Source organism: Streptosporangium sp. H13245 (assembly GCF_055690525.1).
Genome location: NZ_JBSZKT010000041.1, coordinates 1 through 26,994 on the forward strand (window position 1 = coordinate 1; position 26,994 = coordinate 26,994).

26 protein-coding genes are annotated in these 26,994 nt (G+C 70.9%); 9 read left to right on the plus strand and 17 right to left on the minus strand.

Annotated features, from left to right (window positions below):
• Positions 1-217: 217 nt before the first annotated feature.
• The 3 genes from ACW9TB_RS34105 to ACW9TB_RS34115 are packed head-to-tail and all read right to left on the minus strand — an operon-like array spanning position 218 to position 1,299.
• The gene (locus ACW9TB_RS34105; protein ID WP_472752232.1) at positions 218-484 is read right to left on the minus strand and encodes a hypothetical protein; all 267 of its coding nucleotides are present in this window, start codon (positions 482-484) and stop codon (positions 218-220) included.
• Positions 485-531: 47 nt separating this feature from the next.
• The gene (locus ACW9TB_RS34110; protein WP_472752233.1) at positions 532-921 is read right to left on the minus strand and encodes a hypothetical protein; all 390 of its coding nucleotides are present in this window, start codon (positions 919-921) and stop codon (positions 532-534) included.
• A gap of 12 nt (positions 922-933) precedes the next feature.
• Entirely contained in the window at positions 934-1,299 is a 366-nt protein-coding gene (locus ACW9TB_RS34115; protein WP_472752234.1) for a hypothetical protein, read from the minus strand.
• Between the two features lie 114 nt (positions 1,300-1,413).
• Here ACW9TB_RS34115 and ACW9TB_RS34120 point away from each other — a divergent pair, with 114 nt between their 5' ends.
• The gene (locus ACW9TB_RS34120; protein WP_472752235.1) at positions 1,414-1,788 is read left to right on the plus strand and encodes a hypothetical protein; all 375 of its coding nucleotides are present in this window, start codon (positions 1,414-1,416) and stop codon (positions 1,786-1,788) included.
• 322 nt (positions 1,789-2,110) lie between these two features.
• Here the strand turns inward: ACW9TB_RS34120 and ACW9TB_RS34125 are convergent, their stop codons facing one another.
• Positions 2,111-2,305 carry a CsbD family protein gene (locus ACW9TB_RS34125; protein WP_472752236.1) on the minus strand — a complete coding sequence of 65 codons (195 nt, stop codon included), beginning with the start codon at positions 2,303-2,305 and terminating at the stop codon, positions 2,111-2,113.
• 450 nt (positions 2,306-2,755) lie between these two features.
• Between ACW9TB_RS34125 and ACW9TB_RS34130 the strand changes: the two genes are divergently transcribed.
• Positions 2,756-3,334: a ClpP family protease gene (locus ACW9TB_RS34130; protein WP_472752237.1), complete on the plus strand. Its 579-nt coding sequence runs from the start codon at positions 2,756-2,758 to the stop codon at positions 3,332-3,334.
• Positions 3,335-3,470: 136 nt separating this feature from the next.
• On the opposite strand, the gene ACW9TB_RS34135 is transcribed toward ACW9TB_RS34130, so the two are convergent.
• On the minus strand, positions 3,471-4,196 hold the full coding sequence (locus ACW9TB_RS34135; RefSeq protein ID WP_472752238.1) for a DUF2470 domain-containing protein: 726 nt from the start codon (positions 4,194-4,196) through the stop codon (positions 3,471-3,473).
• A gap of 87 nt (positions 4,197-4,283) precedes the next feature.
• On the opposite strand from ACW9TB_RS34135, the gene rpsD reads away from it, so the two are divergent.
• Positions 4,284-4,898 carry a 30S ribosomal protein S4 gene (gene rpsD / locus ACW9TB_RS34140; RefSeq protein ID WP_472752239.1) on the plus strand — a complete coding sequence of 205 codons (615 nt, stop codon included), beginning with the start codon at positions 4,284-4,286 and terminating at the stop codon, positions 4,896-4,898.
• 8 nt (positions 4,899-4,906) lie between these two features.
• On the opposite strand, the gene ACW9TB_RS34145 is transcribed toward rpsD, so the two are convergent.
• The 3 genes from ACW9TB_RS34145 to ACW9TB_RS34155 all read right to left on the minus strand — a co-directional run bounded on the left by ACW9TB_RS34145 (position 4,907) and on the right by ACW9TB_RS34155 (position 7,436).
• Positions 4,907-5,929, minus strand: a complete 1,023-nt coding sequence (locus ACW9TB_RS34145; protein ID WP_472752240.1) for an ion transporter — start codon at positions 5,927-5,929, stop codon at positions 4,907-4,909.
• Positions 5,930-6,342: 413 nt separating this feature from the next.
• A complete protein-coding gene (locus ACW9TB_RS34150; RefSeq protein WP_472752241.1) occupies positions 6,343-6,642 on the minus strand; it encodes a hypothetical protein in 300 nt (99 codons plus the stop codon).
• A 119-nt stretch (positions 6,643-6,761) separates the two neighbouring features.
• On the minus strand, positions 6,762-7,436 hold the full coding sequence (locus ACW9TB_RS34155) for a TetR/AcrR family transcriptional regulator (RefSeq protein WP_472752242.1): 675 nt from the start codon (positions 7,434-7,436) through the stop codon (positions 6,762-6,764).
• A 75-nt stretch (positions 7,437-7,511) separates the two neighbouring features.
• Here ACW9TB_RS34155 and ACW9TB_RS34160 point away from each other — a divergent pair, with 75 nt between their 5' ends.
• Both ACW9TB_RS34160 and ACW9TB_RS34165 read left to right on the plus strand, forming a co-directional pair.
• Positions 7,512-8,507, plus strand: coding sequence for an ABC transporter ATP-binding protein (locus tag ACW9TB_RS34160; protein ID WP_472752243.1), 996 nt, complete (start codon positions 7,512-7,514; stop codon positions 8,505-8,507).
• Positions 8,504-9,235: an ABC transporter permease gene (locus tag ACW9TB_RS34165; protein WP_472752244.1), complete on the plus strand. Its 732-nt coding sequence runs from the start codon at positions 8,504-8,506 to the stop codon at positions 9,233-9,235. Before ACW9TB_RS34160 ends, ACW9TB_RS34165 begins: the two co-directional genes overlap by 4 nt.
• A gap of 31 nt (positions 9,236-9,266) precedes the next feature.
• Here the strand turns inward: ACW9TB_RS34165 and ACW9TB_RS34170 are convergent, their stop codons facing one another.
• Together ACW9TB_RS34170 and ACW9TB_RS34175 are read right to left on the minus strand one after the other, a co-directional pair.
• Positions 9,267-9,500: a hypothetical protein gene (locus ACW9TB_RS34170; RefSeq protein ID WP_472752245.1), complete on the minus strand. Its 234-nt coding sequence runs from the start codon at positions 9,498-9,500 to the stop codon at positions 9,267-9,269.
• A 4-nt stretch (positions 9,501-9,504) separates the two neighbouring features.
• Positions 9,505-10,863: a S8 family peptidase gene (locus ACW9TB_RS34175; protein ID WP_472752246.1), complete on the minus strand. Its 1,359-nt coding sequence runs from the start codon at positions 10,861-10,863 to the stop codon at positions 9,505-9,507.
• 269 nt (positions 10,864-11,132) lie between these two features.
• On the opposite strand from ACW9TB_RS34175, the gene ACW9TB_RS34180 reads away from it, so the two are divergent.
• Positions 11,133-13,118, plus strand: a complete 1,986-nt coding sequence (locus ACW9TB_RS34180; RefSeq protein ID WP_472752247.1) for a spermine/spermidine synthase domain-containing protein — start codon at positions 11,133-11,135, stop codon at positions 13,116-13,118.
• A gap of 76 nt (positions 13,119-13,194) precedes the next feature.
• Here ACW9TB_RS34180 and ACW9TB_RS34185 read toward each other — a convergent pair whose 3' ends face one another.
• Positions 13,195-15,045, minus strand: coding sequence for an LCP family protein (locus tag ACW9TB_RS34185; RefSeq protein ID WP_472752248.1), 1,851 nt, complete (start codon positions 15,043-15,045; stop codon positions 13,195-13,197).
• A 387-nt stretch (positions 15,046-15,432) separates the two neighbouring features.
• Entirely contained in the window at positions 15,433-16,602 is a 1,170-nt protein-coding gene (locus tag ACW9TB_RS34190) for a neutral zinc metallopeptidase (protein ID WP_472752249.1), read from the minus strand.
• A 651-nt stretch (positions 16,603-17,253) separates the two neighbouring features.
• Here ACW9TB_RS34190 and ACW9TB_RS34195 point away from each other — a divergent pair.
• The 3 genes from ACW9TB_RS34195 to ACW9TB_RS34205 all read left to right on the plus strand — a co-directional run bounded on the left by ACW9TB_RS34195 (position 17,254) and on the right by ACW9TB_RS34205 (position 19,866).
• Complete coding sequence (locus tag ACW9TB_RS34195) at positions 17,254-18,123, plus strand: LysR family transcriptional regulator (RefSeq protein WP_472752250.1); 870 nt, start codon at positions 17,254-17,256, stop codon at positions 18,121-18,123.
• A 102-nt stretch (positions 18,124-18,225) separates the two neighbouring features.
• Positions 18,226-19,059, plus strand: a complete 834-nt coding sequence (gene folP, locus ACW9TB_RS34200) for a dihydropteroate synthase (protein ID WP_472752251.1) — start codon at positions 18,226-18,228, stop codon at positions 19,057-19,059.
• Positions 19,060-19,248: 189 nt separating this feature from the next.
• A complete protein-coding gene (locus ACW9TB_RS34205) occupies positions 19,249-19,866 on the plus strand; it encodes a VOC family protein (RefSeq protein WP_472752252.1) in 618 nt (205 codons plus the stop codon).
• A 343-nt stretch (positions 19,867-20,209) separates the two neighbouring features.
• On the opposite strand, the gene ACW9TB_RS34210 is transcribed toward ACW9TB_RS34205, so the two are convergent.
• The 5 genes from ACW9TB_RS34210 to ACW9TB_RS34230 form a co-directional block, all read right to left on the minus strand.
• Positions 20,210-21,976 carry a S8 family peptidase gene (locus ACW9TB_RS34210; protein WP_472752253.1) on the minus strand — a complete coding sequence of 589 codons (1,767 nt, stop codon included), beginning with the start codon at positions 21,974-21,976 and terminating at the stop codon, positions 20,210-20,212.
• A gap of 162 nt (positions 21,977-22,138) precedes the next feature.
• Positions 22,139-23,566 (minus strand): pyridoxal phosphate-dependent decarboxylase family protein, encoded by a 1,428-nt coding sequence (locus ACW9TB_RS34215; RefSeq protein ID WP_472752254.1) that lies wholly within the window; start codon positions 23,564-23,566, stop codon positions 22,139-22,141.
• Positions 23,567-23,798: 232 nt separating this feature from the next.
• A complete protein-coding gene (locus tag ACW9TB_RS34220) occupies positions 23,799-24,443 on the minus strand; it encodes a TetR/AcrR family transcriptional regulator (RefSeq protein WP_472752255.1) in 645 nt (214 codons plus the stop codon).
• Positions 24,444-24,502: 59 nt separating this feature from the next.
• Positions 24,503-26,308: a sensor histidine kinase gene (locus ACW9TB_RS34225; RefSeq protein WP_472752256.1), complete on the minus strand. Its 1,806-nt coding sequence runs from the start codon at positions 26,306-26,308 to the stop codon at positions 24,503-24,505.
• On the minus strand, positions 26,298-26,972 hold the full coding sequence (locus ACW9TB_RS34230; RefSeq protein ID WP_344746749.1) for a response regulator transcription factor: 675 nt from the start codon (positions 26,970-26,972) through the stop codon (positions 26,298-26,300). The genes ACW9TB_RS34225 and ACW9TB_RS34230 overlap by 11 nt, the downstream gene beginning before the upstream one ends.
• Positions 26,973-26,994: the final 22 nt, after the last annotated feature.

Sequence of the window (26,994 nt, forward strand, 5' to 3'; positions counted from 1 at the left end):
TCTGACCGGGAACCCCCGCCGGGCCGTCCTCCACCGGGCGGCTTCTCGCGTACACCCTCTGTCGTACGGGGGCGTGTGGTTTCTCGCGTACGCCCTCTGCCGTGCGGGGTCCTGTCGTACGGGGGTGTCTGTCCGTGCGGTGGGTCACCCGCGTCCCGGGTCGCCCGCGTCCAGGGCGGGGACGCGCGGCGGGCGCGTCCCGGGAGCCGCCTGCGGCTCAGCCCGCTTCCGTCGTCGTGCCCGGAGCGGCACGTGACTGCCGGTGCACCGCCAGGGCGATGTCCGCGATCGCGATCACGGCCAGTACGGCCATCGCGACGGTGAGCCAGGTGATCCCGGCCACGAGACCGAGCACCCCGAGACCGATCACCGCTATCAGGGCGAAGGAGCCCAGGCGAATGTGGACGACGTCGCGCGGAGTGGCCGCGACCATGGGCTTCCCGCTCGCCGAAGTCTCCTCCGGCATCTCTCCTTCGGCCGTCATGTTTTCCTCCTTGGTTGGAACGCACCCTTTGCCCGGATACCCCGCCGTCATGTCTCGCGTGGCCGTCCGAGGGCTCTCGTCAGTTCTTCGGGATCGGAGACCGTCAGGGTTGCGCCCGGGTGGGACAGGAAACCGCCGGGCGCCAGCGCGGGCACCGGGGTGTGGAACCGGACACACACCCCCCGCCTGGCGTTGGTGCCGAACGTCACCCCGCGGTCGGCCAGCGACAGGTGCGGCCCGATGACCCTCCACGGCGCGTACGGGCCGGTCACGGTGGTGCCCGCGACATTGGACAGGGGGGTGCGCAGCGACCAGGGGCCGAAGCGGACCGAGAACTCGCCCTCGCGGACCTCGGCGTAGGCCCTGCCGGGACCGACCCCGACCAGCAGCAGCGGTATCCGCCACGCCGGGTCGAAGCCGAACGCGAAACGCGTCACCCCCTCATCCCGTCAGGATTCCCAGGGGGCGGTCTCGCCCATCTTGGCGTAGTACTTGGCCAGGTGGGCCTTGATCCGGCCGAGGTCCTCCTCCGGAACCTTGACCCCGCCCCGGGCTCCCCGCATGATCCCTCCCGCTGCCCGTACGGCGTGCGGGACCACCTTGAGCCTGCCGTCGATCACGTCGGCGATGGGGAGCTTGTAGCTCCCGAAGTTGTCCGGCTCGTCGCCGTCGTACCAGACATGGGCTTCTCGGTACCGGGCGTTGGGTTCCTCCTTGGCGCCCGACCATGACCGGACGCGCTTCTCCGCCGCTTCGCCGTCCCAGGCCCTGTCGTGCTCGGCCAGTGGCAGATCCTGAAACCGGGTGACCGTCATGATCTCGCTCCCTTCGTCGCGGGATTCCCTACCCGGCTGATCGGCGCCATGCCTGCCCGGCGACATATTTGAACTTTGTCAGGGGAGGGGATCGGCATGACGGACACTCCTGAGGTGAGCGAAGAGACGGCCGAGCGTGACATTCCCGAACAGGCTCCGCCGCCCGCGGGACCGCGAGGCGTCGACGGTGAGACCCGGGTCGTGGCGGAGCGGTCGGGGGCGGACACGACCTTCCCCGAGCGCCCCCTCCTGGCGGACCCCGACGACGCGCGCCGCACCCCGGAAGAGGAAACCTCCGAGGGCGCGAGCCACGCCGAGACCGAAGCCGAGGCTGACGGCGCTGGCGAGACCGGTACGGAGAGCGCGGACGACGGCGAGGCCGGTGAGGACGGTGAGGACGGGGCCGAGGGCGTTGAGGGTGTTGACGGGAAGGGGAAGGACACATCCGGCAACGGAACACCAGAACCCGAGGTCGGCCCCGCCTCCTGAGCGCCGGTCCTTCCGAGAACCGGTCTCCTTGAGACTCTCCTGAGTCTCGGTCCTCTTGAGACTCTCCTGAGTGCCGGTCCTCTTGGGACCCTGGTCTTCTTGAGAACCGGCGCTCAGGAGAACCGGTCTCCCTGGGCGGAGGTTTCCCCGAGTGCCGATCTCCTTGAACGCCGACCCTCCTGAGTACCGCCCCCTTTGAACAGGACGGTCTCTTCGAGCAGGACGGTCCCTCCAGGGCGGTCCTTCCAAACAGGGCGGTTCCCCCGAACACGGCGGCGGGGGTCCCGGAAAACCGGGACCCCCGTCACTACGTGGTCGCATGTCAGCTCTTGAAAGCGTCCTTGACCTTCTCCACGCCGTCCTTCAGCTTCTCCCCGGCCTGCTTGAGGTGGCTGTCGGCCTGGTCGGTCCTGCCTTCGGCCTCAAGCCGCTCGTTGCCGGTGACGCGTCCCGCGCCTTCCTTGACCTTGCCCCCGAGCTCTTCGGCCTTGTTGGCAACCTTGTCGTCGGCACCCATGGTGTGAGTCCTCCCGTTTGTGGAGTTTTGTCCATGCAGTGGTATCCCCTCTCCCGGAGAGAAGGGGGTAAACATGCTCGGCCCGGAGCCCGGCCGATCCCCTGCTGGGACCCCGGAAGGCGGGTGCGCGATCGCGGCCCCAGCCTTCGCAGCCGGACGTCCTCGTACGACGAGCCCCACCCCTCGCACCCGTACATCGGGACCCACCCCTCGCCTCCGTACGGAGGGATCCACCCGGGGCGTGTCCCGGTCGTGAAACGCCGGTGGCCGGGGTGTGAAACAGCCGTGTCCGGCCCGGGAACGGCCGTGTCCGGGGAAAACGGAATAACGGACGCTGCGCTTTCAGTGGAAGGCGCCGACAGCGAACGAACGGAAAACGCGGTCCCCGGCGGGGTTATGGTCGCGGGTATTCGTCGTTCGCGAATCCCGGGTTCGGAGTAGGTGGAAGACATGAGCGATCCCCAGATCGTCCCCGAAGACCAGCTGTATCAGAGGCTGCTGCGCAAGCGGATCGTCGTGCTCGGCAGCGAGGTGAACGACGAGGTCGCCAACCGGATCTGCGAGGAGCTGCTCCTGCTCTCCGCCGCCGACGACCGGCGCGACATCTGGCTCCACATCAACTCACCCGGTGGTTCGGTGTCGGCCGCAATCGCCATCTACGACGTGATGCAGTACATCCCCAACGACGTCGCCACCGTGGGCATGGGCATCGCGGGAGGCGTGGGGCAGTTCCTGCTGTGCTCGGGCGCTCCCGGCAAACGCTACGTCCTGCCGCACACCAGGGTGATCATGCACCAGCCCTCCGGGGGCCTCGGGGGCACGGCCGCCGACATCGCCGTCCAGGCCGAGCAGATGCTCTCCATCAAGCAGATGCTGTGCGAGCGGATCGCCTTCCACACCGGCCAGTCGCTGGAGCGGATCGAGGAGGACTGGGATCGCGACCGCTGGTTCACCGCCACCGAGGCCAGAGACTACGGCTTCGTCGACCAGGTGATCCGGAACATCGGCGAGGTGGTGTCCGAGGGGTGACATTTCCGTTCCCCAGGTGATTCCCCCCGGGAGTGATTTCCCTCGGGGAGTTTCGCTTGGAATGGTGTGGCGCCATTTCCAGCCGATGCCGGAAATGGCGCCACACGACAAAACACCGCTTGAAAAGCTTTCCGGCTCAGTGGTGGCAGAGCAGGCAGCGTACGGCGTGTTCGAGGGACTCCGCGTCGGTGATGGGCGAGGGCCAGGGGAGCCGGATCAGCGTCGGGTCGTCGACGCCGCAGCGGACGGTCGCCCCGAAGCGGTCGAGCTCCCAGAGCCAGGCCTCCGGCACCGGCGCGGCGAGCAGTGAGCCCAGCGCGGTCTCCAGCTGCCTGCGGTGGGAGTCGTTGATGTGGTGGAGCATGCGCTCGGCGTCGCCCATCAGGGGGTCGGGGGCGGCGTCGAGATACTCCTCGGCGTCCAGCACACCCGACTCCGGCCCGGTGAGATAGATCACCCTGCCGACGTCCACCCGGACCAGCCGGGGGCCGTCCGTCCCCTCCAGCACCTCGAACAGAGCCTCGTCGGGGCAGCGCTCGGCGATCGCCACCGCCGTCTCCCGCACTTCGAACTCGGGCACCGCCTGCACCCAGCCCTGCACCTTGAGCAGGCCGCGCGAGAGCTCGTGCTCGCCCAGCGAGCGGTTCGACGTCAGGTCCACGGTCACCACGGGCTCGTCCCGCGCGTCGTAGAGCGGGTCACCCGGCAGGACGAGCAGCACGGGGCGTCCGGCGCCGTCCACGCCACCCCTGGCGGGCGTCGCGGGGCCGGTGGCTCCGGAGACGGACACGTGGGTGGGAGCGGCGGTGGCGGCGAGGGTGCGGACCCGCTCGGGGATCGGCGGAGCGGTGACGGGCTGCATGGACCGGCTCTCCTTGAGGTCGGGAGATGCTGCTGTGTAAGATTAGCCTTGCCTAACTAAGGTAAACCTAACCACAGAGGAGTGAGCATGCGCTACACCGGACCGAAGGTGCGTCTGTCCCGGAGGGCGGGCGTGCCGCTGACCCGCAAGGCCGTCCGATACTTCGAGGAGCGCCCCTACCCGCCGGGTGAGCACGGTCGCAAGACCAACCGGCGGCAGACCGGTGACTACGGGCTGCGGTTGATGGAGAAGCAGAAGCTCCGCTGGTACTACGACGTCTCCGAGCGGCAGATGCGCCGCTACTGGGACCTGGCGTTGCGCGGCACCGGGCGTGCGGGCGCGGAGCTGGTGGTGCTGCTGGAGACGCGCCTCGCCTCCCTGGTCCTGCGCTCCGGCATCGCCCCGTCCATCTACGCGGCCCGCCAGTACGTCGCCCACGGCCACATCACCGTGGACGGCCGCAAGGTCGACATCCCGAGCTACCTGGTCAAGCCGGGCCAGGTTGTCGCGGTGCGCGAGAAGTCACGCCGGATGCAGCCCTTCGTCGCCGCCTCCGAGGGGGTGTACGCGGATGACCGGATCGCCGCCTATCTCGACGTCAACCACGCCGACCTCCGGTTCACCCTGTTCAGCCGCCCGCTGCGCGAGCAGATCGTGGTGCCGGTGGACGAGCAGCTGGTGGTGGAGTTCTACTCGCGCTGACCTGGCGCCTATCCGCGGCGCCTGCCCGCTGCCCCCCGGGTGGCGGGCTTCTTCGCGCCACCGTTCGCCGTACTCTTCGACGCCGCCCCTGAACCCGAACCCGAAGTCGGGCTGGAACCCGAACCCGAACCCGAGCCCGAAGCCGGGCTCATGTCGCCGTTCGACGCCGTGCCCCGCGAACCCGGGGCGCCGTTTCCCCGCGTGCCCGTGCCGCCGTTCGCGGCCGGGCCGGGACCGCCGTTCAGCGGCGCCGAAACCCGGTCCCGCAGCTCCCGTACCTCGGCCCTGAGCGTGGCCAGCTCGGTGAGCACGGCCCTGCCCAGCTCCTCGGTCGCCTGTACGGACTCCTCGGCGTGCTCCTCCTCCATCGCGCTGACCACCACCGCGATGAACAGGTTCAGTACCACGAAGGTGCACACCAGCATGAACGCCACGAAGAACACCCACGCCGACGGATGCACGGCCATCACCTCGCGGGTGATGTCGGACCAGGCGTCCCCGGTCATCATCTGGAACAGCGTGAACAGCGAGGTGGGCAGGTCGCCGAAATACTCGGGCGCGGTGACGTGATAGAGCTTCGTGCCCATCACCGCCGTGACGTAGAGCACCAGCGCCAGCAACAGCACGATCGAGCTCATCCCCGGCAGCGCGGTGAGCAGCGCGGTCACCACCCGGCGCAGGCTGGGCACCACGGAGATCAGCCGTAGCGCCCGCAGGATCCGCAGCGCGCGCAGCACCGAGAGCCCGCCCGCCGTGGGCAGCAGCGAGATCACCACGATCGCGGTGTCGAAGAGGTTCCACGGGTTGCGGAAGAACCGCCAGCCGTAGGCGTAGAGCTTGGCGGCCAGCTCGGCGACGAAGATGTAGAGCGCCAGGTGGTCGACGACGGTGAGCGCCGTCCCGTACCGCTCGACGAGCGTCGCCGAGGTCTCCAGCCCGAGGGTGGCCGCGTTGATCACGATGACGGCGACGAGGACCTGCTGGAAACGGTGCGTTTCGAACAGGCGGCGGAGACGCTCGCGCGGTGGCACGGGGGCTCCCGGGGGTCGGAGAGGCCAGAGACAAGCCAAGATCATAACGGACTGATGAAGTTCCGGATTCGCCATTGATATCGTGACCCATTACGGTCACGTGATCTTCACTGTCCGGAAACATCGCCCGTTCCGAAAACACGTACCGCGAACATTGTCCCTCAGCCCACGACGGCGGGCATGCTTCTCTTCCGGTGGCGTCGCATGACGCCGTCGCCGCCGAGCTGAACGCCGACGCTCGACCGGTGTACCCCGGTCGAGCGTCTCACCATGTCACCGTGCTGCTCGCCGCCGACAAGCGATCGTTCGGCGCCCGGAAGGTGCGGATGCGCGGGTTGGCCTGCGGCGGTGGCTGGTGGCGGTAGCGGAAACTTTGGCCGTGTCAGCGATCTTGGACCGTCGCCGTACGGGCGTCAGGCGGGTTTCCCGGTGCGGGCCAGCCACCCCGTGACGCCCAGCAGCGCCGCCGTCGCGACGGCGACCGCCGTCAGACCCGCCAGATCGGTGAACCACGACGGCATGACAGCGACAACGAGAAACGGCGTCAGGACGGCAGCCGTCCGGCGGCCCACAGAGGAGCGCAGTGCCATCACGGCCACCGCGCCGAGGGCGGCCGGCATCAGGACGGCCCCGAAGACCTTGGGCAGTACGGGGCCCACGACGCACACGGCCAGCACCCCGCCCACCCAGACCAGCAGCCGCCGAGACCCCATCCCAGCCGGGCGTCTCGCTGTGCTTCTCGCGGCCAACCATTGATCACCGTGTTGCGACGCCCCTTGAAACGTGCCATGTCGCGCGGGCCGTTTTCCGCTGGCCTTCCCGACGCGGGAAGCTAGTCCGGTTCCCCGGTCTCGGTGGCCCGGGGGGTGTCCTGGGGGCGGACGCAGTAGTCGCCGATGCCCGCCTCCAGCAGCGCGAAGCCGCGCTCGGCGTGCCGTCGCAGGTCGGGGGCGATGGCGTCGAGGCTCTCGCCCGCCAGCATGCGCTCGACGGCGTGGGTCATCAGCCGTTGCAGCACCGCGCTGACCTGGGCGGCCACGAAAACGGGGGTGAGGTCGCCGGGATCGGCACCGGCCTCCTCGGCGAGCGTCCTGGCGAGGGCCCTCTCCCGCGCCTCGTTCATCTCCCGCAGCCGGGCGTTGAGCGACGGGCTCCGGGAGAGCATGCGGGTGAAGGCGTCGCTTCCCTCGTGGAACCCGTAGCGGTGGTGGCGGGTGTCGAGCGCGTCCAGGAAGTCGCGGCGCAGCGCCTCCAGCGGGCTCTCGCCGGGCCTCCGCTCCCGTACGACCCTGCTCGGCAGGTCCTCGACGTCCTCCTGCCGGTCGAAGAGCAGGTCCTCCTTGGTGCCGAAGTAGTTGAAGACCGTGTTGACCGACACGTCGGCCGTCCTGGCGACCTCAGCCACCGTCACGTTGTCGAAGCCCTTCGTCACGAACAGCCACGTGGCGATGTCGGAGATGCGCTGCCTGGTCTCCCGTTTCTTGCGCTCGCGCAGGCCCTCGCTCATGGGGTCATTCTAGGTGCCGAACAAATTTTGTAGTGACTCTAAAATTGGTGTTACTGTAAAAATGGAGGCGATCAAATGATCAAGACATCGGCTTTGAGTAAGACCTTCCCCGGTGGCGTGGAGGCCGTCCGGGGCGTCGACCTGACCGTGGAGGCCGGAGAGATCGTCGGATTCCTCGGCCCAAACGGCGCGGGGAAGACAACCACGATGCGCATGCTGACCACCCTCGTACGTCCCACCGGGGGCACCGCCACGGTCGCGGGCCATGACCTGCTCACCGACCCGAGGGGGGTACGGCGGCGCGTCGGCTACGTGTCGCAGAGCGGCGGGATAGACCTGGCGAACCCGGTGGGGGAGGAGCTGGAACTGCACGCCATGCTGTACGGCACGCGCCCGGCCGAGGCGCGCGAGCGGGTCGCGCGGGTGCTCGACCGGTTCGGGCTCACCGGCCTGCGGGATCGGCCGGGGGGCGCGCTCTCCGGCGGTCAGCGCCGCCGTTTCGACCTCGCCTTCGGCCTGGTCCACGACCCCGTCCTGCTCTTCCTCGACGAGCCCACCACGGGCCTGGACCCGCAGAGCCGGGCCGCGCTGTGGGACCACATCAGGAGCCTGCGCGACGGGCTCGGCCTCACGGTCTTCCTGACCACGCACTACCTCGACGAGGCGGACGCGCTCGCCGACCGCCTGTTCGTCATCGACGACGGTGTGATCGTCGCCCAGGGCACCCCGGCCGAACTCAAGGGCGGCACCGGCACCCTCGACGACGTCTTCCTTTCCATCACCGGCCGCTCCTTGAGAGACGATCCCCCGGGAGACGACTCTCTGAGAGAGGACTCCCCGAGAGGGGATTCCCTGAGAGACGACTCCCTGAAGGGCGATTCCTTGAGAGACGACTCTCTGAGAAATGCCTCTCCAAGAGACGATTCCCTGAGAGATGCCCCCCTGAGAGGCGACTCCCCGGGAGACGACTCCCCAAGAAGTGACTCTCCGAGGGACGATCCGCCGGGCCCGCCCGGGACTGATGGCGGGCGGCGGGCGGCTCACATCGCGGCAGCGGGAGGGGAGCGATGAGCGTCGTCCGCGACACCTGGCTGATCTTCCGGCACAACGTCCGGATCTCCCTGCGGCAGAAGGCCGGGATCGTCTTCGGCGTCCTGCAGCCCCTGCTCTACCTGGTGCTGTTCGGCCCGCTGTTCGTCACGATCGGCCCCTGGGAGACGCTGATCCCCGGCCTGCTCATCCAGGTGGCGCTGTTCAGCGCGGGCCTGGCCGGGTTCGGCATCGTGATGGACGCCAGGGCCGGGGTGCTGGAACGGCTGCGGGTCACCCCGGCGCACCGCGTCTCCCTGCTGCTCGGCCGCGTCCTGGCCAGCTCGCTCACCCTGGTGATCCAGTCGATCATGCTGGTCGCGGTGGGGTACGCCTTCGGCCTGCGCGCGGAGATTCCCGGCGTGCTGGTCGCGCTGCTGCTGATGGTCCTGCTCGGCGTCAGCCTGGCCGCGCTGTCCAACGCGATCGCGCTCGTCATGAACCCCGAGGCGTTCGCGCCGATCATGAGCACGGCGATCGTCCCGCTGGTCCTGCTGTCCGGCGCGTTCCTGCCGATGTCGATGGCACCGGCCTGGCTGGACGTCCTGTCGCGCGCCACCCCGTTCCGCTACGTGCTGGAGGCCATGCGCGAGCTGTTCAACGGCCATTACGTGAACGGGACCGTCGGCCTCGGCGTCGCCGTGACCGTGGTCCTGTCCCTGCTCTGCGTCGCCGTGGGAACCCGCGTCTTCAACCGCGAGAACGCCTGACCACCCGGGCACTCCCGGAGCCGGGAAGACCTCAGCCCGGCGGGCCGTACGGCTCGATCCCCGGGTCGGAGTAGGGGCCGCCGCCCGCCTCCGGGGCGACCCGGCGGGCGGCGGACTCGCTCACCCGCAGGCCGTACAGCCCCTGTTCGGGGTCGATGAGCACCAGGCCGTAGTCGGTGTCGACATCCTCCTCGGGTAACTTCAGGCGCCGCATGGCCTGCGCGAGCGTCGCGTCGGGCGGGAGTCGTACGGTGATCAGGAGCATGCGCTCACGCTACGCGCTGGGCGCGGCGGCGTAGGGAGGTGAGGATTCCGGTGGTGTCGACGACGCCGTAGCCGTAGTCGTGGTCGAAGCCGAGGTCGCCCCGGTCGTCGGCGGTGCGCCGGAGCAGGGTGCGCAGCTGGGCGGGTGACAGGCGGGAGGAGGGCCACAGGGTGCGTACGGCCGCGACCAGGCCGGCGGCGACGGGGCACGCGGCCGAGGTGCCCGAGTCGGCCTCGTCGGCGCCGAAGGCCCGCGAGCCGGAGAAGTGGGTGTAGGCGCAGAGGTCCGGCTTGCGGGCGGTGAGGCGGCCGGGACCCTGCGAGGAGTAGCCGACCCGCTCGCCGCGGATGTCGACGCCGCCGACCGACAGGACGCCCGGGTGGGAGTTGGCACCCGTGATCGGCCGGTCGGCGTACGCGCACCGGCCGTCGGGGCAGTCGCGTCCGCAGTTTCCGGCGGCGAACAGCACGTCGGCGCCCGCCCGCTCCAGGCTGGAGACGATCAGGTTGAACGGGTGGGCCGGGTTGTCGGAGTAGTTACCGGGATGGCCCGCGGGGAAGTCCCAGCCGGGGGAGAAGGAGCCCCAGCTGTTGGTGACGACAAGGGAGCGCGAGGCGGCGGGCTGGGCTTCGAGGACGGTGCGCAGGTGGGCGAAGGCCGCCACCGCGTCCGACAGCAGGCCGTCCAGCGCGGTGCCGCCGGGACGCCGGGAGAGCAGCACGGGCACGTCGATCAGCGACGCCCTCGGGGCGGCGATGAGCGCGTCGAAGGCGCACATCGTGCCGTGGTCGACGGGGAACTCGCCCGCGTCGCCCCGTACTCCCGACGGCTTCCAGCTGTGCCGCGCGTCGAGGGCCACGGCGCGGTCGAGGTGCCGGGCCACGTGCGCGGCGTTGACGCCGGTGTCGAGCACCGCGAGCGCGACGCCCGAGCCGTCGAGGCCCTCGCGGGCCAGCTCGGCGACGCCGAGCAGCCGCTCCACGTCGCGCCAGTCGCCCACCGGGGGCGTTCCGCCGCAGGTGAGGCCCCGCTCGATCATCGGGTCGGCGAAGACTCCCACGACGTCGGGACGGAGCGAGGGCAGCAGGGTGATCCGGGTGGAGACCTCGTCGTCGGAGATCTCGCCGCGGACCAGGACGGAGGCCTCGTCGTCGGCGAAGGAGAACGTGAGCGGCTGGTTGAGGGAGAGGGGGTCGCCCCCGACCGCGGGAACCGGGCGGGGCGCGAGGACCGGGGTGAAGGAGGGGTCCACGACGACCCCGGGCAGCGCGTCGGCGACGTCGGCCGCCGGAGTGCTCACCGCGGGGTCGGCCACGGCCGCGACGACATCGGGGGAGGGACGGAGCTGGAGCAGGACCCGCATGTGCACCACCGAGGCTTGAGGGAACCGGGTTGACCACGTTCCTTCATCCGCCTTGACCACGTCCAGCCGTTGAAACCATCCCCTAACTGGACTCATGGGTTGTAAACCATGCAAACGACAGGCGTGGATTTCCTTCCCTGCGCGGGTGCCGGTCACTAGCGTTGGGAGCCATGACCGCAGAGGCGGAGACGACTCCACCCCCCAGCCCCGATGTCCGGCACACACACTGGCTGAGCACGCGGCCCAGACTGATAGTGGCCAGTGGCTTCATGCTCTTCCTTGAGCTGGCCCTGATCCGGTGGACCGGGTCGAACATCGTTCATCTGAGTTACTTCACCAACTTCGTCCTGCTGGGGTCCTTCCTCGGCATCGGGCTCGGCTTCCTGCGGGTGGGACGCAGCACCCGGCAGCCGTACTACTCGCCGATCGTGCTGGCCGTCCTGGTCCTGGTCGTGTGGCTCTTCCCGGTCACCGTGGACCGCCAGACCGAGGGGGTCCTGTACTGGACGAGCCTGAGCGCCAGCGGCCCGCCCGCCTGGCTGATCCTTCCGGTGATCTTCGCGGCGGCGGCGATCGTGCTGATGGGCCCGGCCGAGCTGGTCGGGCGGTGCTTCCCCGAGCTCGAACGGCTGGAGGCCTACCGCTACGACCTGATCGGCAGCCTCAGCGGCATCGGGCTGTTCACCGCGCTGTCGTTCCTCAGCGCGCCCCCGGTGGTGTGGGGCACGATCGCCGCGATCGCCTACGCGGTGCTGCTCTGGCCCCGCAGGGTCTGGGCCCGCGCGGCGCTGCTCGTGCCGTCGCTGATCGTCGTCGGCGTCCTCGCGACGGAGACGCTGACGGCCGGGGCGCTGTGGTCGCCCTACTACAAGGTGACCTACGTGCGCGGCTACTGGAACGACGTGCCGCTGATGAACATCGACGTCAACGGCATCCCGCACCAGCAGGCCACCCCCGCCAAGAGCCGCCTGGAGTGGGAGCGCCAGTACGCCCTCCCGTACGAGCGGGCGGCCTCCGGCAAGCTGGACAACGTGCTGATCGTGGGCGCGGGCAGCGGTACCGACGTGTCGATCGCGCTGTCGAAGGGGGCCAAGCACGTGGACGCCGTGGAGATCGACCCCAAGCTGCTCGAACTCGGCCGCTCCTACCACCCGGACAAGCCCTACGACGACCCCCGGGTCACCACCCACGTCACCGACGGCCGCGCCTTCCTGGAACGGACCTCCGACAAGTACGACCTGATCCTCTTCGCGCTGCCCGACTCGCTCACCCTGGTGTCCGGGGCGAGCTCGCTGCGGCTGGAGAGCTACCTGTTCACCCAGCAGGCGATGGAGGCGGCCAGGGACCACCTCAAGCCCGGCGGGGCCTTCTCGATGTACAACTACTACCGCGAGACCTGGCTGGTGGACCGCCTCGGCTCCACCATGCAGGCCGCCTTCGGCCACAAGCCCTGCGTCGACATCGTCAGCGAGACCGGTCAGCAGGCGGTGATCACCGCGGGGCTCACCACCGAGGCGCAGCGGTGCGGCTCCGAGTGGGCGGGGGCGACCCTGGACACCCCGCCCCCGGCCAGTGACGACCGGCCCTTCCTCTATCTGAAGGACCGGACGATCCCGCAGATCTACATCATCACCCTCGGGCTGATCCTCATCGTCAGCCTGCTCGCCGTCCGGGCCGTCGCCGGTCCGTACCGGCGGATGCGCCCGTACGCCGACCTCTTCCTGCTCGGGGTGGCGTTCCTGCTGCTGGAGACCAAGAGCGTCACCGGGTTCGCGCTGCTGTTCGGCACCACCTGGGTGGTGAACGCGATCGTGTTCGGCGGGGTGCTGGTCGCCGTGCTCGCCGCGGTGGAGGTGACCCGCCGCTTCCGGGTGCCGTCTCTACCCGTGATGTACGGCGTGCTGCTCGCCGGGCTGGTCCTGGCCTGGCTGGTGCCCAACTCCTGGCTGCTGGGCCTGCCGCTGCCGGTGCGCGCGGTGGTCGCGGTGGTCGTGGCGTTCCTGCCGATCTTCGCGGCCAACGTGGTGTTCGCCAAGCGCTTCGCCGACTCCGCGGACGCCACCGTGTCCTTCGGCGCCAACCTGCTGGGCGCGATGGTCGGCGGCTGCCTGGAGTACCTGGCACTGGTCATCGGCTACCAGGCCCTGCTGATTGTGGCGGGCCTGATCTACCTGGGCGCCTTCGCCCTGCTGCCCAGGACCGGCGGGACCGCTGGGAGCGCCGGGAGCGTCGGGACGGGGGTCAAGGTCGGCTGATCCCGGGGAGTTCCGGGAGAAGCGTCGTGGCCCGTCCTCCTTCGCGGGGGACGGGCCACATGCGTACACGGGGGTGTCAGAACCCGCAGAGATCGTTCAGGGACTCGGCCTCGCCCTTGCCGTTCGGGGTGGGCGTCTGGCTGGGAGAGGCCGCCACCGTCGTCCTGGAGGGCTTGGGCGTGGCGGCGGGCGCCGCGCCGCTCGTGCCGGGGGAGGCCGTCGCGGCCAGGGGGCGGCGGGCGGGCCGCAGCGACTGGCTCACCGTCCTGGCGGCCGCGGTACGGATCTTCTGCCAGTCGGGCGAGCCGGTGTAGAACTCCGGCGGCACGAACTGGAGGCTGACGATCCTGGCGTCCTTGACCTTCAGTCCCAGCTCGGTGATGTGCTCCAGCAGTTCGCGGGGGATGTCGGTCTTGGCCATCTTCTTGGCCACGTTCGCGATCTTGACGAAGTTGGTGAGCACGACCGACGGGGTGGCCTGCTGGGCGAAGGCGCCGATGACGCAGCGCTGGCGGGCCATCCGGGAGAAGTCGTCGCTGCCGACGCGGGAGCGCCCGTACCAGAGAGCCTCCTCGCCGGAGAGCTTCCGGAATCCGGCCTTGATGGTCCCGGCGGTGCCGTAGAGGCCGCCCCAGGGGACGTCGCGCTCGACCTTGATCCTGAGGCCGCCGATGGCGTCCACCAGGTGGGCGAAGCCGAACATGTTCACCAGGGCGTAGTAGTCGATCTTCAGGTTGAGGGTGAAGCCGATGGCGTCCATGAGCGCCCGGGGGCCCCGCTGCCCGTTCTTGATCCCGGGCATCAGCTCGGGGTGGTCCTCGGCGTACTGCCAGACCTCGTTGAGCAGGCCGCCGTTGGGCAGCTCGCGCATGAAGCCGTTGGGGAACCGCTTGCCGAGCGCGCTGTTGGGCGGGAAGCGGACGTGCTGGAGGTTGCGGGGGAGGCTGAACATGGCGGTGTTGCCGGTCGCGACGTGCACGCTGGCCATGGTCATGCTGTCGGTCCGCACGCCCTCCCGGTTCCCGGCGCCGTCGCCGCCGACGAGCAGGAAGTTCACCCGCTTGCGCCCGCCCCAGGGGTCCTCGTGCTTGACGGGGACGGCCGTGGGGTTGTCCGAGGCGCTCTCGAAGATGGTGTTGGCCGCCTCCTTGACGGTCAGCACGGTGCTCGCGGTCAGCGCGAACGGCGCCATCACCGACACGCACAGCACGCCGACCGCGATGCCCGACACGATCTGTCCCCTGCCGCTGAGCCGGTTGGGCCCGAGGGAGACGTAGGAGAAGAGCACCAGCAGGAACCAGGCGATCGCGCCGACGATGGCCAGGACCGCCCCGGTCATCAGCGTGCTGTCGCGGGCGACGAACCCCGCGTTCCCCTCGCCGCTGAGGACGAGCGCGCCGACCAGGATGGCCAGCAGCAGCGCGCCGAAGATCGTGATCAGGATGTATCCGGTACGGCGGTGTCCCGACCGCAGGTGGGCCGCGCCGGGCAGGAGCGCCGACAGCGCGGTCCAGCCGATGAGCGCGCCGACCGTCAGCGGCTTGGCGAACCGAGGCCGCTTCCCGGGCGGAGCGGGCGGGCCGGGTGGCCCTGGGGGGCCGGGAGGTTCCGGAGGTCCGGTCGGGGGTCCGGCCTGGCCCGCTCCCTGAGCCTGTACCGGCTTCCCGGCCTGTATCGGCCCCCCGCCCTGGCCCGCTCCGGCCGCTCCGGTCTGGGAGGGGGAGGCCGTCCGGCTGTTGGGCGCACCTTGGGGAGGGAGGGTTTCCTGCCCGCCGTGCACGGCCTGCTCGCTGTGCGCGGCCTGCCCGTTGCGTACGTCGTGCGGGGGAGGGGTCCCCTGCCCGGCGCCCTGGAGGGGCGGCGTCTCCTGCCCGGTGGCGGCGCCCCGTACGCCGCCCCCGGGCTGCGAGGACGGCGTCCCTGGCACGCCCTGGACCGGGTCGGGAACCGCCCGGAGCCCGTTGCGCGCGTCCCGGGCGGGGGGCGCCTCCTGCCCGGCGGCGGCGCCCCGGGCCTGTGGCGGGCCGGAGGGGGGCTGCGTCTCGGCAGGACCTCGCGCGCCGCCACGGCCCGCGCCCTGGCTTCCACTACGGCGCCGGGGGCGCCGTTTCCCACTGTCGCCGGCGAGATCCCCCGAGTCTTGCCCAAGGCGCATCGTCACACCGCTTCCTACTACGTCTTGCCCCGGTCTACCTGGCAAAACAGCCGAGGTTCCCCGATTGAACGGAATTTGCCAGGATTCTAGTCCCCATACCTGGACATGACAGACAGATCGCTAATCTGTGGTTAATGATCCCTTAAGCCGTGACGTCATCTAGGACGTCGTCGAGGACGGCGCCAGCCAGGTGTTGCACTGGAACGCCTTGTTCTTCTCGTAGCCCTGGCGGAACCACCGGTTGTTGTTCGCCGGGGAGCCGTGGTCGCGGGGATAGCCGGGCCAGTCGCCCACGCGGGAGTAGAAGTAGTAGAGGGTGTTGCGCCGGGCCGGGGTGACCGGATAGCTGGCCGAGACCGAGCGCATGAACATCGCGCCGAAGCAGGTCGCCTGGAGCTCGAACCGGCGGCTGAGCGCGAGTTTCCCGCTCCGGCTGCCGGAGCGCAGCGACTTCTGCCACCAGGTGTTGGACAGTCCCGACATCTGCTGCACGTGGTGCCCGTACTCGTGCGCCATCATGCTGATGACCCCGCCGTGCCATTCGGTGATGGAGCCGTACCCGCCGGAGTTGCCCACCCCCCGCGTCATCGCCCTGGTGGAGGCGTAGATGGTGGTGTTGCGCGGGCAGTAGTACGGCACCATGCTGCCCGGCGAGGGGAAGTCACCGCAGGCGCCGCGGCCCTTCGTCGCGGTGAGGGCGTAGCCGGGCGGGCGCCAGTCCATGCCCTGCTTGCGCATGATCTGGGACCAGCCCTTGTCCATGCACTTGGACGTCCTGAGGATCAGCGCCTTGAGCTGGCTGTGGCTGTAGATGCTGGCCGATCCCGCGGGGCAGTTCACCCGGGGAAGCCCTCCCGCCCGGTAGAGCGTGTTGTTCTCCAGGCTGGTGTTGAGCGTCCGCACCTTGGCCGGGGGCGCGATCGTGTCCTCCGAGATGTCGGAGGAGGCCGTCGTCCGCCTCGGCTCGGCGGACGCGCTCCGCTCGGGCTCCGCGGTGGGTGTGTACGACGGCCTGCTGTCCGGATAGGTGGGCAGCGGCGGGATCGCGACCGGCGAGGCCGGGTCCAGCCGGAGGTTGCTCTTGACCACCGCGCCCATCACCGCGAGCCCGACGAACAGCAGCGCGACCAGGCCGAGGATCCCGCCGACGATCGGCCCGGCGCCGGAGCGGGGTCGCTGCGGCTGCCACTGCGGCGGCGGGTAGGCATGCCGCTGCCGGGGGTCCGGCGGCGGTGGTGGCGGGGCCGGATGGCCGTACGGCATATGGCCGCCGGGCCGCGCGGGCGGCTGCGGGTAGCCCTGTCCCGGCGGTGGGTGCTGCGGACGCACCGGCGGGGGTGGGAGGTGGTGTGGCGGATACCCCGGTGGCGGCGGCTGGGGGTGGCCCCGGGGCGGTCCCTGCGGTGGCCCCTGGGGCGGGTGTCCCCGGCCGGGCGGCGGCGGGGGCGGGTATCCGTATCCGGGAGGGAATCCCTGTCCTGGCGGCGACGCCGGGTGGCTCCCGTGCCCCGGCGGTGTCGCTGGATGGTTTCCCTGTCTCGGTGGTGCCGCTGGATATCCCTGTGCCGGGGGCCCCTGTCCCGGTGGTGGATGTCCCTGCCCCGGATACGCGGGCAGCCGCGAATATCCCTGGCCTCCCTGCGCCGGGGGCCCCTGTCCCGGCGGTGGCTGCGGTGGATACCCCGGTGGTGGCGGCTGAGGATGGCCCTGAGCCGCCCACGCGGGGGGTGCCTGATGAGGTTGCCCCTGTGGTGGAAGGGGTGGTGGAGGGTACTGCCCGTTGCCTGTCACGCTGTCTCCCCGTTAACCCGAGCGTCCGGTATGAGCTGCAGGTCCGGACTTTTGCCGAATTTGGGGCGTAAGCATACTGATTTATCATCCGTCACGGATGTCGCTGCATTCGATTACATTCCGAAATCATCCGAGGTGATCTCCGCGATGTGCCGGACCGATCCAGGGCCCGTGACCTAGCTTCAAATCATGAATCTGCAGCAGCTCCGCTATGTGGTCGCGACGGCGGAGCATCGCACCATGACCGACGCGGCCAGGTCGCTGTACATCGCACAACCTGCCCTTTCCCGTGCGATCAGGGATTTGGAACGAGAGCTCGGGATGACGTTGTTCGCACGTTCCGGACGTGGCGTGGTCGTCACGGCCCAGGGACGCCGGGTGGTCAAACTGGCCCGGGAGGCACTCGACGCCGTCCGCGAGATCGAGGCACTGTCCACGCACGGCCACGCGTCCGAGGCGGAGCTCCGCATCGCCTCGATACCCAGCCTCGAACCGGGGCTGGCAGGACGCCTCCTCCCCGCGTACACCGCCGAACATCCCGGGGTACGCATTCACATCGTCCGCTGTGACGGGCGGGACGGCGTGGTGAGCGCCATCAGGGACCAGCGGGCCGATCTCGGCCTGACGGACCTGCCCGTCCCCACCGATCTGATCAGCCACCCGCTGGAGCGCCAGGAGATCGTGCTGATCTCCCCGCCCGGCGTGGACCTGCCCGACCCGGTGCCGATGAGGAGACTCAACGGCATGCGACTGGTGCTGCCGGTTCCCGGCAGTTCCCGGCGCAGGGAGTTCGACGCGCTCTTCGCCAAGCACGGTGTGGCCCCCGTGGTGGCGACGCAGCTCGACGAGCGGGGCAACTGGCTGAACACCGTCCGCTCGGGTACGGCCTCGATGCTCTGGTACCGGGGGATGGCCGAGCAGGCCGCCCGCGCCGGGCTCGTGGTCCGCACCCTCGATCCCTCGGTCCGCCGGGTGATCGCCATCGTTCACGCGCGACGGCGGTTGCCCGCCATCGCTCAGGAGTTCCTGTCCGTGGCCGAAAGTGGGTCGGCCGCGTAGGAGCCCCCGAGGCTCGTCAGTTCTTGTTCCCCAGTTTTCCCCCAGAGGCGGCGCAGGTGGGAGCGCCGTCCTCTCCGACACCGGGTTATAGGCTCGGTCTCGATGACTATCTTGCGCCTGCGCGGCCGTGAGTTCCGGCCCGGCGAGTTCGCGATCATGGCGGTGGTCAACCGCACCCCCGACTCCTTCTTCGACAGGGGAAGGACGTACGGCTTCGCGGCGGCCCTGGAGGCGGTGGACGGTGCCGTCGCGGGAGGCGCGGACATCGTCGACATCGGCGGCGTCAAGGCGGGTCCCGGCGACGAGGTCGATCCCGCCGAGGAGATCCGCCGGGTGGCCGATCTGGTCGCCGAGGTCAGGCGCCGTCATCCCCGGCTCGTCATCAGCGTCGACACCTGGCGCGCGGAGGTCGCCGAGGTCGTCGCCGAGGCGGGCGCGGACCTCCTCAACGACACCTGGGGCGGGGTCGACCCCGAGCTGGCCGGGGTCGCCGCCAAGCACGGCATCGGCCTGGTCTGCGCGCACGCCGGACGGGTGACCCCGCGTACCCGCCCGCACCGGATCGCCTACGCCGACGTGGTCGCCGACGTCATCGGCTACACCGTCGGCCTCGCGGAGCGCGCCGTCGCCGCGGGGGTGCCCAGGGAGTCGGTCCTCATCGACCCGGCGCACGACTTCGGCAAGAACACCTGGCACTCCCTGGAGGTCAGCCGCCGCCTGGACGAGATGGTCGCCACCGGCTGGCCGGTGCTCGTCGCGGTCTCCAACAAGGACTTCGTCGGCGAGACCCTCGGCGGCCTGCCGGTGGACGAGCGCCACGCCGGGACCATGGCCACGCTGGCGGTCTCCGCCTGGCAGGGCGCCCGGGTCTTCCGCGTCCACGACGCCGCGTCCGCCCGCGCCGCCCTGGCCACCGTCGAGGGACTGCGCCGGTGACGGCGACAGTGCCGGTGCTGCCATCAACGCCGGTGCCGCCGTCGTCGGACCGAGCCGTTGACAGTGCCGCCGCTGCCGCCGGTACCGGTACCGGTACCGGCGATGACGCCCGCCTCGCCTCGCATCGCGAGTACACCTCTCCCGCGGGCGCCGAGCCGCCCGCCGCACGCACGGACGGGAGCCCGACCCATGCCGGAAGAACTGCTCGACCACCTCGTCTACGCCACCCCCGACCTCTACGCGACCGTACGGGAGCTCGCCGACCTGCTCGGCGCGGAGCCCGCCGAGGGTGGGCGCCACGTGGGCCTGGGCACCCGCAACTTCCTGCTCGGCCTGGGCGGGCGCCGCTACCTTGAGATCATCGGCCCGGATCCCGACCAGCCGGATCCCGGCCTCGCCCGGCCGTTCGGCCTTGACCTGCTGCCGGGCCCGCGCCTGGTCACCTGGGCGATCCACCCGGCCGACCTCGACGCGACCGTCGTACGGGCCCGCGAGCGCGGCTACGAGCCGGGCGACGTCCACCCGATGTCGCGCCGCACCCCGGAGGGGGAGCTGCTGGAGTGGCGCCTCACGTCCTCGCCCGACGACACCGGCGACGGGCTGGTCCCGTTCCTGATCGACTGGGGGAGCACCGCGCACCCCGCCGAGCGCGGCCTGCCCGTGGTGCGGCTGACCTCCCTCACCGCCTTCCATCCCGATCCCGCGGCCGTCGCCGCGGACCTGGCCGCGCTCGGGGTCGAGCTGGAGGTGGCCGCGGGTGACGAGCCCCGCCTGGTGGCCGTGCTCGGCGGGATCAGGCTCTCGTAGGGCGTCGTCCGCACGTGGGGGTGCATCGCGTGCTCCATCGGACCCGCGCCCTGGTCGGCCGCCGCCGGTTCGGCGCCTCCGCGCGAGTATCCGTGAGCCGGGTTTCCGGCCGAAGTGCCGGTATCAATATTCACCGAGGTTGCCGCACATCGTAATAGCCGTTTATTGATGATGTTTGACATCGATGTTTCGCGGTGAATATCGCGGCCTGTTTTTATGGCCGGCTCCGGTATTCCGCGCCGGGCGCCCAAGAGAAGCCCGGGAGAAACGGATCGGGCCACCCGTTGGGGGGGACGGGTGGCCCGATCGCGAGGCGGGGGCGCGCCTCGCATTCCAGGAAGGTCTACTGCGAGGTGATCCGGACGTTGTCGACCCCGGCCTCCACCAGGCTCGCCCCTGAGGCGTCGGCCGCGTCCACGACGACGCGGACGACCTGCCCGGCGTGGCTGGAGATGTCGGCCGTGGCGGTGGCCCAGGCGGCGGCGCGGTTGGACGCGGCACCGGCCTGGTTCAGCACGGTCGTGGTGGTCGCGCCGACCACGCGGACCCGGACGTAGTCCGCGCCGCTCGCGTTGTTCAGGTGGCCGAGATACCAGGAGTAGGACAGCGTGAGCGTCCCGCTCGCGGGCAGCGTGATCGCCGGTGACTGGGCGCTCGTCACGCCGCCGTCGATATCGCCGTCGCCCGCGCCCGTCCCGGCCGCCGCACCGCTGACCAGCCCGTACGTGCCGCTGGGGGTGGTGCCGGGCTGGGTGGTCACGCCGCCGCTCGACGTCTGCCCCGGGTCGCCGCGCTCGAAGCGGCCCGCGGTCGCGGTGTCGGTGCCGCCGGGGTTGACCGTCCAGCCGCGCTCGGCCTCGAAGTCGTCGGAGTAGACCACGGTGGGCTCGGGGCCGGGGCCGCCCCCTCCGACGTACAGCAGCAGGTTCGGCGATCCGGTGCCGGGGTTGGTCACCACGCCGGGCGTCGCGTTGGTGACGATCGTGTCGCGTACCTGCGCCGGGGTGGCGGTGGGACTGCCGCTGAGGACCAGCGCCGCCGCGCCCGCGACGTGCGGGGAGGCCATCGAGGTGCCGTTGATCGTGTTGGCGGCGGTGTCGTTCGTGTTCCAGGCCGAGGTGATGGCGGAACCCGGGGCGAACAGGTCGAGGCAGGTGCCGAAGTTGGAGTAGGACGCGCGGGCGTCGGTGCTGGTGGTGGCGCCCACCGTGATCGCGGCGGGAACCCGCGCGGGGGAGCGGGTGCACGCGTTGGTGCTCTCGTTGCCCGCGGCGAGGGCGTACACGACGCCGGAGGCGATGGAGTTGGAGACCGCGGTGTCGAGTGTGGCGCTCGCGCTGCCGCCCAGGCTCATGTTGGCCACGGCCGGTTTGACCGCGTTGGCGGTGACCCAGTCGACGCCCTCGATGATGACCGAGGTGGAGGTGCTGCTGCCGCAGCCGAACACCCGCACGCCGACCAGCGTGACGGCCTTGGCGATGCCGTACTGGCCGCCGCCGACCGTTCCCGAGACATGGGTGCCGTGGCCGTTGCAGTCGGCCACGTCGTTGTCGTCGTCGTAAACGTCGCGTCCCGCCTGCGCCCGCCCGCCGAAGTCGGAGTGGGTGACCCGGATGCCGGTGTCGATGATGTAGGCCCGCACGCCGGAACCGGTGTTCGGCGCGGTGTAGTTGCCGTCGAGCGGCAGGTTCCGCTGGTCGACCCGGTCCAGGCCCCACGAGGACACGGCCTGGTTGACCAGGGTGAACTCCTGGTCCTGCTCAACGTAGGCGACGTCGGGCCTGGCGGCGATCCGCCGGGCCTGCTCCTCGTCGGCCCGGATGGCGAAGCCGTTGACGGCGCGCTGGTAGACGGCGCTGACCCGCGCGCCCTCACCTTCGGCGACCTCGCGGGCCCTGCGGTCGCGGTCGGCGCGGCTGAACTGACCCTTGAGGACCACGATGTAGCTGCCGGGGAGCGCGGTCGCGCTGTCCGCCTTGACGATCGAACCGGTGGAGCCGGTGGAACCCGTGTGCTGCCGCGCCGAGGCCGGGGTGACCGAGCCGAGGGCGAGCAGGAGTGCGGCGGTGACCAAGCCCGCTAATCGGATGGAGGCGGGGATCTTGCTCATGTTCGCGGACCTCCTGGAGGGGGGTGGGCCCGGCATCCCGGTCGGGGATCCCGGGCGGCGGTGGAGCGTCCCCATCGTCGGCCAGCATGATATTTACCGCAATAACATGACTGAGGTAAATCAATTTGTTATGGAAGTCGTGCGTACGTCGTGCGTACGAAGTCAGGAGTAGATACCGGAAAGGAAGCGGATCAGGATAGCCTCTCGCCGGTCGGCGGGAAGGGCGTCGAGAACCGCGTTGACCACGGCCATCTCCGGCTGCCCCGAGCCGCCCAGGTCCACCCCGGCCGCCGCCGCCAGCTCACCGAAGGCGGCGTCGTCGAGCGCGTCCAGGTCCAGGCCCGCCACCAGCTCGACCAGTCCCTCCGGCAGCTCCGCGGGCCCCCGCTCGCGCGCCGCCTCCGCGGCCTCCGCGATCACCTCCAGCATCGCCTCGACGCCCCGCAGGGTCACCCCGGTCACCGTGATGTGGATGTTGGCCGGGATGCCCGCGTAGGACAGCTGCGGCTGCAGGAACCACCCGCGCCTCCTGGCCTCGTCCGACAGCACGAACACGTCCACCCCGTCGGTTTCCGTGGAGCCGAAGGCGACCAGCGCCGACTCCGGGTCGCCGAGCACCCGCAGCCCCGGGATCTTCGCGATGCCCTCGCGGAGCTCGCGGGCCGCGGCCAGGGTGGTACGGCCGAGCTCCAGGTAGCCCTCCCGGCCCAGGGCCTGGAAGGTGGCCCACGCGCCGCCCAGCGGGCCCGCGGACTTCGAGCTCTGCACGGTGGCGTTGATCAGCGTGTAGCCGGGCCACGACGCCGAGGCGAAGTACGCTTTGCGCCTCATCGCCGGGTCGGCGAACAGCACGACCGACGCGCCCTTGGGGGCGTAGCCGAACTTGTGCAGATCGCACGAGAGCGACGTGACCCCGGGCACCGACAGGTCGAAGGGCGGGATGTCCGCCCCGGCCTCGCGCAGCCACGGCAGCAGCCACCCGCCCACGCAGGCGTCCACGTGACACGGCACGCCGCGCGCGGCGGCGACCCCGGCGATCTCGGCGACCGGGTCCATCACGCCCTGCGGGTAGGACGGAGCCGAGGCGACCACCAGGACGGTGTCCTCGGTGATCGCGGCCTCGACGTCCGAGGCGGAGGCGCGGAACGTCACCAGGTCCACCGGTACGGCGTCCACCACGAGCCCCAGGTAGTGCGCGGCCTTGTGGAAGGCCGGGTGCGCGGTCACCGGGACCACCATCCGGGGACGCCCCCCGGTCTCCCGCGCGTCCCGCGCCGCCTTCACCGCCAGCATGATCGACTCGGTGCCCCCGCTGGTGAAGATGCCCGACCCTCCGCCGAGCAGCCCGGCGACCGCGCCGACGACCTGCTTCTCCATCTCCACCACGCTGGGGAAGGCCGTCGGGTCGAGGGTGTTGACCTCCAGCATCTCGAAGTAGGCCCTGGCGGAGGCCTCGTGCACCTCGGGCCGCCCGGTGTCGTAGACGTACGCGGTCACCTTGCCGCCGCGCACCGGCAGGTCGTCCCGCTTGAGGCGGGCGATCTCGGCCAGCAGTTCCTCGGTGCTGCGGCCCTTGTCAGGCAGGCTCATGGATCTCCTCGGGGGTACGGCTCACGCGGGCCGGAAGGGTACGGCCCGCAGGGGCTGCCGGGAAAGTGCAAGCATCACATGAATCGCACCGTACGAGGGATCCGGCGGCCCGCCGGGCGGGGGCGGTGGTCAGGAAGGGGAGTTGTGCCGTACGAGCGGCTTCGCGGCTCGTGGCTCGGCTGGGGGCTGGTCACGGGCGGGCGTTTCCCGGGGCGACGGGTGGGGGTGGTGGTCAGGACGGGGGAGGGGAGCCGGGCAGGGCGGCGACGCGGTGGACCATCTGGTGCAGGTAGACGCGGAACCGCCGCAGCACCGCGGGATCCTCCGCGTCCTGGCGGTTGCCCTCCCCGTCGAGCACCCCGCCCTGGCAGAAGCCGTGCACGCACCACACCACCGACCAGAAGGCGTACTTCATGTCGATGTCGGCGTCCACGTACCCGGCCTCCACCGCGGGGGTGATCACGCTGGAGACGAGGTCGATCTGCGGCTGGACGTATCTCCGTTCCAGCTCGGTGACGTCGCTGGCGTCCGCGAGCCACCGGTGCATCCAGAGGGAGGGGAACTCGGGGTGGGCGAGGCAGAAGTCGAGGTAGTGGTCGATGACCCGGTGGATCACCAGCGCCGTCTGCTCGGGGGTCACCGCGGGCATCCCCTCCAGCGCCTTCACCAGGGACGCCCGCTCGGCCTGGTACTCCCGCTCCATGATCTCCAGGTAGAGCTCCCGCTTGCCGTCGAACTCCTCGTCGAGGGCCTCGACGCTCAGCCCGGCGGCGTCGGCGACCTGGCTCGCGGACGTGCTGTCGTACCCCAGCGCGGCGAACAGGCTGGTGGCGACCCGCAGGATGAGCTCCCGCCGGCTACCGTCAACGGAAGTCATAAAGGTGACGCTAGGTCCCGGGCGATCGCCCGGCCAAGCGGATGAGGCACAAGCCTCAGTCAAGATAGCGGAAGCCGTACGACCGCGCGGAGGCCCGGGGAGGCGTCCTCCAGGTGGACCGCGCCGCCGTGGGCGTGGACCGTCTCGCGCACGATGGCCAGGCCCAGCCCGGCCCCGCCCTCGTCGCGGCTGCGCGCGCTGTCCAGCCGGGTGAACCGGTCGAACACCCGTTCCCGGTCGGCCTCGGGGATACCGGGCCCGTCGTCGGTGACGGTCAGCACGGCGTCGGCCCCCTCGGTCCGCAGCTCGACCACCACCGGGGCGGAGGTGTGCCGCAGCGCGTTGTCGACCAGGTTGACCAGCACCCGGCCCAGATCCAGCGCGTCCCCGGTGACCCTGATCGGCCTGCCCTCCGGCTCGCCGACGGCCGCGCCGCCCCCGCCTCCCGGCCAGTCGGTGACCATGCCGGACCTGCCCTCAGGGCCGCCGGTGACCGTGTCGGCCCCGTCTCCCGGCTCGCGGGTGACGGCCCCGTTCACCGGGTTGCCGGTGACCGCGCGGGCCTCGCTTCCCGGGTTGCCGGTGACCGCGTCGGGTCCGTTTCCCGGCGCGTCGCCGGGTTCTCCGGCGATCCGCACCGTGACGGCCTCGCCGTACCGCTCGACGGTCTGGGAGACCAGCTGGTCCAGCTCCACCGGCTCCCCCCGCGCGGGCGTGCCGCCGCGCTCGTCCAGGCGGGCCAGCGAGAGCAGGTCCTCGGCCAGCCGGGACAGGCGCATGGTGTCCTCCAGCACGCCCTCGGCCGTCTCCCGCCAGTCCTGCCCCTCGGGGTGGCCGAGGGCCACCTCCAGCTGGAGCCGGATGCTCGCCAGCGGGCTGCGCAGCTCGTGCGCGGCGTCCGAGACCAGGGCCCGCTGCCGGATACCGGCCTTCTCCAGCCGGGCCAGCATCGCGTTCAGCGTCGTGGCCAGGCTGTGCACCTCGTCGCGCGCCTCGGGCACCGGCAGGCGGCGCGAGCGGGCGGTGTCGGTGATCTCGTCCGCGCCCCGGCGCAGCGCCGCGATCGGCCGCAGGGTCCCGCCGATGATCACCCAGCTGGCTCCGGCGAGCAGGATCAGCAGCAGCGGCGTTCCGACGATCAGCACGTGCCCGGCCGTGGAGATGCTGGTCTGCACCTCGCTGAAGGGACGCGCCGCGATCACCGTCTGTCCCCGGTCGGCGCTGAGCACCCGGACGCGGAGCATGTGCGGGATGCCGTACGGCTTGCCGTCCAGGAAGCGCGCCCCGCCCCTGTCGATCGTCGCCGCCCGCTCCCCGGCGTCCAGCAGCGGCACCAGCCTGTCGGTGCCGGTGGTCGTGTGGGTGATCCGTCCCGCGCCGTCGATCACCTGTAGGAGCGTGCCGTCCGGCGAGGTCATCTCGTTGGGCAGCCGTCCGGCGTCGGCCAGCGAGACCGTCTCCCTGGCCCGCTGGTAGATCGAGTCGTCGATGGTGGTCAGCAGCGCGTTGCCGAGCACGGTGATCATCACGTAGGCCGAGACCACCAGCGCCACCGCCAGCACGGCCGAGGCGACCGCCGTCAGCCGGAAGCGCAGGCTCTTGCGCCGCCACCGGCCGACCGCGCGCCCTCCCCCGTGCGCGACCGCGTCGGCCGGGGAGGCCGGGGAGGCCGGGGAGACCGGGGAAGCCGTGCCGGTACGGGAACCCGTGCCCGCCCCGGCGGCGGCCCGCTCCCGGGGGACCCGGTGGCCCAAGAAGTCCTCGCGCTCCCGGTGGGTCTGGTGTCCCAAGGAGTCCTGGCGGTTCAGGGATTCCTGGCGCTGCCCGGGGTTCTGGCGGTCCCGGGGGGCCGGATCAGCCGCCATCGCCGGCCAGCCGGTATCCCGCTCCCCGTACCGTCTGCAGCGCGTTCCGGGAGAACGGCACGTCGATCTTGCGCCGCAGGTAGCCGACGTAGACCTCGACCACGTTGGGATCGGTGTCGAAGGTGTCCCAGACGTGCTCCAGGATCTCCGTCTTGGAGACCACCTCGTCGTGGTGGCGGAGCAGGAACTCCAGCAGCGCGAACTCCCTGGGCGTCAGCTCCACCGGTGTCTCGCCCCTGGTGACGCGCCGCCGCGCCGGGTCGAGCGCCAGATCCCCGGCCCTCAGCACGGACGGGCGCCGGTTCGCCCCGCGCCGCAGCAGCGCCCTCAGCCTGGCCACCAGTACCACGTACGAGAACGGCTTGGTCAGGTAGTCGTCGGCGCCGAGGTCGAGCCCGTCGGCCATGTCGTACTCGCCGTCCTTGGCCGACAGCATCAGGATCGGGACCCAGTTCTCCTCGGCCCGCAACTGCTTGCAGACGTTGTAGCCGGAGATCCTGGGCAGCATGATGTCCAGGACCACGACGTCGTACTCGCCGTGCCTGGCCTGGTGCAGGCCGTCCTCCCCGTCGTGCGCGAGGTCGACCGCGAACCCCTCGGCCTGCAGACCACGCTGCAGGGCGGCGGCCATCCTCCGCTCGTCCTCGACGACGAGAACCCGCATGACTGCCCCTTTCACCACCTCG